A 5,305-nucleotide genomic window follows, 5' to 3' on the forward strand; every position below is an offset into this window, starting at 1 on the left:
CTAAGAGCGGTTTACAACGATGCGTATGCTCTCAAAACTTGATCGAAGCATGTTTACCTTCGATTACCGACTTCTGCTCCTGGAATGCAGCTCGCACTAAGCCTGATAGGCCTACCGGGCGCATCCGTCAGGATTTAAAGGAAATTAACCAATATTTCGTTTCATCTTTTCGTCGCCAAAATCCTACCGATCCTTTCTCCACCCGCTCTATGCGGTGCTGCTCGTCTCTGTCCAACCGCCGCCGAGCACCTTGTAGAGCGTAATGAGATTCGACAGCTTCGCGAGTTGGTCCGTGACGAGCAACTGCTGCGCGGTGTACAGCGTGCGCTGGGCATCGAGCAGCGTCAGGTAGCTGTCGGTTCCCGCCTTATAGCGCGCCTGCGCGAGCATGTAGTAGTCTTGTGCCGACTTCACGTAGTCGCGATCCGCGTCGAGCTGCGCAACGTAGGTCGCTCGGCCGGCCAGCGCATTAGACACCTCCTTGAACGCAGTCTGGATGGCCTTCTCGTAGTTCGCGACGTCGATATCCTTATCGATCTTCGCCACGTCGAGCGACGCCTTGTTGCTGCCGTAATCGAAAATCGGCATCGTGACCGTCGGCGCGAATGCCCACGCGCCCGTTCCCGCCTTGAATAGCTGCGACAGGGTCGAGCTTGCCGTGCCAGCCGTCGCAGTGAGTTCGATCTTCGGGAAGAACGCCGCGCGCGCCGCACCGATGTTCGCGTTCGCCGCCTTCAACGTGTGTTCTGCCTCGACGATATCGGGCCTGCGCACTAACAGGTCCGACGGCACGCCAGCGCCGACATCGGCGAGCATCGTGTCGCTATCGAGCAGAGTCGAACCGCCGGCCAGATCCGCCGGCAGCGCGCAACCGATCTCCGCGGCGAGGTTGTTTCGGTCCTGTGCAACCGCGCGCGTGTACGAGGCGACGCTTGCCCGCGCACTGGCGAGCGTCGTCTGCGCGGAGCGCACGTCCTGCAACGACGAACTGCCGATCTTCAGCATCGACAGGGTCAGTTCGTAGGTCTGCTGGTCGGCCGCCGTCGTGTCAGTCGCGATCTTCAGCATCGCCTCGTCCGACAGCAATTGCAGGTAGTCCGTCGCCACGGTCGCGACGAGACTCAGTTGCGTGCTGCGCCGCGACGCGTCGCTGGCCAGATAGGTTTCGAGCGCCTGCCGCTTCAGGCTCCCGAGACGCCCGAAGAAATCTATCTCCCAGGACGTCGTGCCAACCGACACACTATTGGAGCGGCTGATCGCGCCGTCGGAACGCGAGTTCGTCATCGAGCCGGTCGCATCGACACTCGGCGCCAGCGCCGCGCGGGTGACCCGATACTCCGCTTCGTATTCGGCGACCGTCAGCGCGGCGACGCGCATGTCGCGGTTGTTCTCCAGCGCGAGGCCGATCAGCTTCTGCAGCCGCGCATCGCGGAAGAATTCGCGCCAGCCGATGTCGGCCGCGGCCGTACCCGACGCCGCGTCCGGGCGATACGCGTCGCCCGTCGGCCACGCGCTCGCAACAGGCGACGCCGGGCGGACATAGACTGGGGCGAGCGAGCACGCACACAGCGCGAGCGCGCAGACCATCGACAGGAATTTCAGTTTCATGCTTCGTCCTTTGCGACCTGCGCGCCGTCCGCCGCGTGGCCGTGCTCCTTGAACAGTTTGCGTACGACGATGAAGAACACCGGCACGAAGAAGATCGCGAGGATAGTCGCGGCGATCATCCCGCCAGCGACGCCCGTGCCGATCGCATGGCGCGCGGCCGATCCCGCGCCGGTGCTGACCACGAGCGGCAACACGCCGAACACGAATGCGAGCGAGGTCATCAGGATCGGGCGCAGCCGCTGATGCGCGGCCTCCAGTGTCGCGGCGATTAGGCCACGCCCCTGCGCCTGGAGCTCTTTGGCGAACTCGACGATCAGGATCGCGTTCTTCGTGGACAGTCCAATCGTCGTCAGCAGGCCGACCTTGAAGTACACGTCGTTCGACAGCCCGCGCAGATGCGCACCGAGCAGCGCACCGAGCACGCCGATCGGCACGACCAAGATCACCGCTAGCGGCACCGACCAGCTCTCGTACAAGCCGGCAAGGCACAGGAACACGACGATCAGCGAAATCGCGTACAGATAGGTCGCTTGCGAACCCGCCAGCACCTCCTGATACGACTGGCCAGTCCACTCGATGCCGAAGCCGGCCGGCAGCTGCTTCGCGATTCTTTCGACGGCCGCCATTGCCTGCCCCGTGCTGACGCCGCGCGCGGGCTCCGAACTCATCTCCATCGCGAGCGTGCGGTTATAGCGCTCGATCTGCGGCGGCCCGAACGTCCAGCGGCTCGTTGCGAACGCGGAGAACGGCACCATCTGCCCGTCGTAGCTCGTCGACGTCGACCCTGAAGACGAACTCGACGACGAGCTCGCACGCACATACCATTGCCCGATGTCGTCCGGCATCATTCGGTAAGGTGCATCCGCCTGCACGTATACTTTCTGAATCCGCCCTGTATCGACATAGTTGTTCACGTACGACGAGCCGAATGCGGTTTGCAGCGTGTCGTCGACATCGGCGACCGACAGCCCGAACGCGCTGGCCTTCTCGCGATCGATGTCCACGTGCAATTGCGGCGTGTCCTCCAGCCCGGCCGCGCGCGTCATCGCCAGCGACGGCTCGTTCGCGGCGAGCGCGATCAACTGGTTGCGCACCTTCATCAGCTTGTCATGCCCCTGCCCGGATCGATCCTCGATCTCGAAGTCGAGGCCGTTCTGCGTACCGAGCCCGTGAATGGCGGGTTGGTTCATCGCGAAGATCTGCGCGTCGCGGTGCTTGCCCAGTTCCGCATTGGCGCGCGCGATCACCGCCTGTACGCTGTCGTTCGACCTGCGCTGGCCCCAGTCCTTCATCTGTACGAATGCAAGCGCGTTGTTCTGCCCCTGCCCGTTGAAGCTGAAGCCGCTGATCATCATCACCTGCGTGACGGCCGGCTGCTTCTTCAGATACTGTTCGACCGCCTCTGCCGTCTTCAGCGTCTTCGATGCGGGCGTGCCGACCGGCGTGGAGATCGACACCATGAACGAACCCTGATCCTCGTCGGGCAGATACGCCGACGGCAGCGTCGCGTACAGCAGGCCGACCACGCCGACGATCAATCCATACGCGAGCATCCAGCGCACGGGCTTCGCGACGACGCGCGCGAGCGTCGCGCTGTAGCGTGTATTGCTCGCGTCGAACAGCCGGTTGAACGCACCGAGCAGGCCGCGCCGCGCATGATGCTCGACACCGGCCGGCGTGAGCAGCGTCGCGCATAGCGCCGGCGTGAGCGTCATCGCGAGCAGCACGGACAACACCATCGCGGACACGATCGTCACCGAGAACTGCCGGTAGATCGCGCCCGTCGAACCCGAGAAGAACGCCATCGGGATGAATACGGCGGTCAGCACGGTCGTCACGCCGACGAGCGCGCCGGTGATTTGCCCCATCGCCTTTTTCGTCGCAGCCTTCGGATCGAGCTTCTCTTCGGCCATGATCCGCTCGACGTTCTCGACGACGACGATCGCGTCGTCGACGAGCAGGCCGATCGCGAGCACCATCGCGAACATCGACAGCACGTTGATCGAGAAGCCGATCGCCGACATCACTCCGAACGTGCCGAGCAGCGCGACCGGCACGACGATCGTCGGAATCAGCGTCGCGCGCAAGTTCTGCAGGAACAGGTACATCACGAGGAAGACGAGGATCACCGCCTCGATGAGCGTCTTCACAACTTCCACGATCGAGATCCTGACGAACGGCGTCGAATCGTACGGGTAAGCAATCGCGATGTCCTTCGGCAGTTGCGGGCGCAGTTCCTCGAGCTTCGCCCGCACCGCTTTCGCGACGGCCATCGCGTTCGCGCCGGTCGACAGCTTCACCGCGACCGCGGCGGCCGGCTTGCCATCGAGCCGCGACGACGTGTCGTAGGAATCGCCGCCCACCTCGACGCGCGCGACGTCCTTCAGCCGCACCCGCGAACCGTCGCTGTTCACGCGCAGCAGGATGTCGCCGAACTGCGACGCGGTGGTCAGAAGGCTCGACGACGAGATTGTCGCGTTGATCGCCTGCGAGTCCGTCGCGGGCGCGCCGCCCAGTTCACCGACCGACAACTGCACGTTCTGGTTCGTGATCGCGGTCGTCACGTCGGACGTCGCGAGCCCTAAGCCGTGCAACTTTACCGGGTTGAGCCAGATCCGCATCGCGTGCTGTGCGCCAAACAGCGTGACGTCGCCGACACCGCTGATCTGGGTCAGCGGATCCTCGATCTGCGTCGCGATCACGTTGCCGAGATCGATCGAGTTCAGCGAGCCCCCCGGCGACGACAGCGCGACGATCATAAGAAAGTCGCTCGACGACTTCGCGACCTGCACGCCCTGCTCCTGGACCGTCTCCGGCAGCGAAGCGCTCGCCTGGCTGACCTTGTTCTGTACCTGCACCTGCGCAATGTCTGGATCCGTGCCCGGACGGAACGTCAGCGTGATCGTCGCCTGGCCGGTCGAGCTGCTCTTCGACGACATGTACTGCAGATTGTCAATGCCGCTCAGTTTCTGCTCGATCACCTGCGTGACCGTCGCGGCCACCGTGTCGGTGGACGCGCCCGGATAGGTTGCCGTCACCTGCACGGATGGCGGCGCAATCGTCGGATACTGTTCGACGGGAAGTGTCGTCGTTGCTGCGCCGCCGATCAGCATGATGACGATTGCGATCACCCATGCGAGGATCGGTCGCCTGATAAAGAAAGCTGCCATGCCGCCCCCGCCTACGACTTGATGTTGGACGACGCGACGCCTGTGGCGTCGGCCGCCTTGCCCGACGCGCCCGATGCCGCACCGGCCGGCTCCGTAACCGCCTGGACCGCCGTGCCGGCCCGAACCTGCTGCAGCCCGCTGACGATCACACGGTCACCCGCGTTGAGCCCACGTGTGACGATCCAGCGATCGCCGTACGCCTGATCGGCCTGCACGCTCACCTGCCGCGCATGATTCGTCGCATCGGCCACCCACACGCTCGCGCTGCCGTCGGACGCGCGCGTGACTGCGAGCTGCGGGACGAGCAGCGCGTTCGCGTCCTCGCCGTCATCGAGCTGCGCACGCACGAACATACCGGGCAGCAACTCGCCGTTCGGGTTCGGGAAGATCACCCGCAACGTGACCGTGCCTGTCGTCGGATCGACGGTGATCCCCGAGAACAGCAGCACGCCCGGATGCGAATAGGTTTGGCCGTCCTCCATCACTAGGCGCACGGCCGCGCCGCCGTCCGATCGCTGCAGGCGCCT

Annotated in this window: 3 protein-coding genes; all 3 read right to left on the bottom strand. The window is 64.3% G+C overall.

Annotation, left to right across the window (positions count from 1 at the left end; translation table 11 throughout):
* Positions 1–207: 207 nt before the first annotated feature.
* Entirely contained in the window at positions 208–1,608 is a 1,401-nt protein-coding gene (locus U5771_RS34580; RefSeq protein ID WP_322028097.1) for an efflux transporter outer membrane subunit, read from the bottom strand.
* Positions 1,605–4,778 (bottom strand): efflux RND transporter permease subunit, encoded by a 3,174-nt coding sequence (locus U5771_RS34585; protein WP_322028098.1) that lies wholly within the window; start codon positions 4,776–4,778, stop codon positions 1,605–1,607. The genes U5771_RS34580 and U5771_RS34585 overlap by 4 nt, the downstream gene beginning before the upstream one ends.
* Before the next feature lie 11 nt (positions 4,779–4,789).
* The coding region (locus U5771_RS34590; RefSeq protein WP_322028099.1) for an efflux RND transporter periplasmic adaptor subunit at positions 4,790–5,305 on the bottom strand (516 nt) is incomplete at its 5' end.

This window comes from Burkholderia sp. BCC1977, from assembly GCF_905339595.1.
Lineage (GTDB): Bacteria > Pseudomonadota > Gammaproteobacteria > Burkholderiales > Burkholderiaceae > Burkholderia.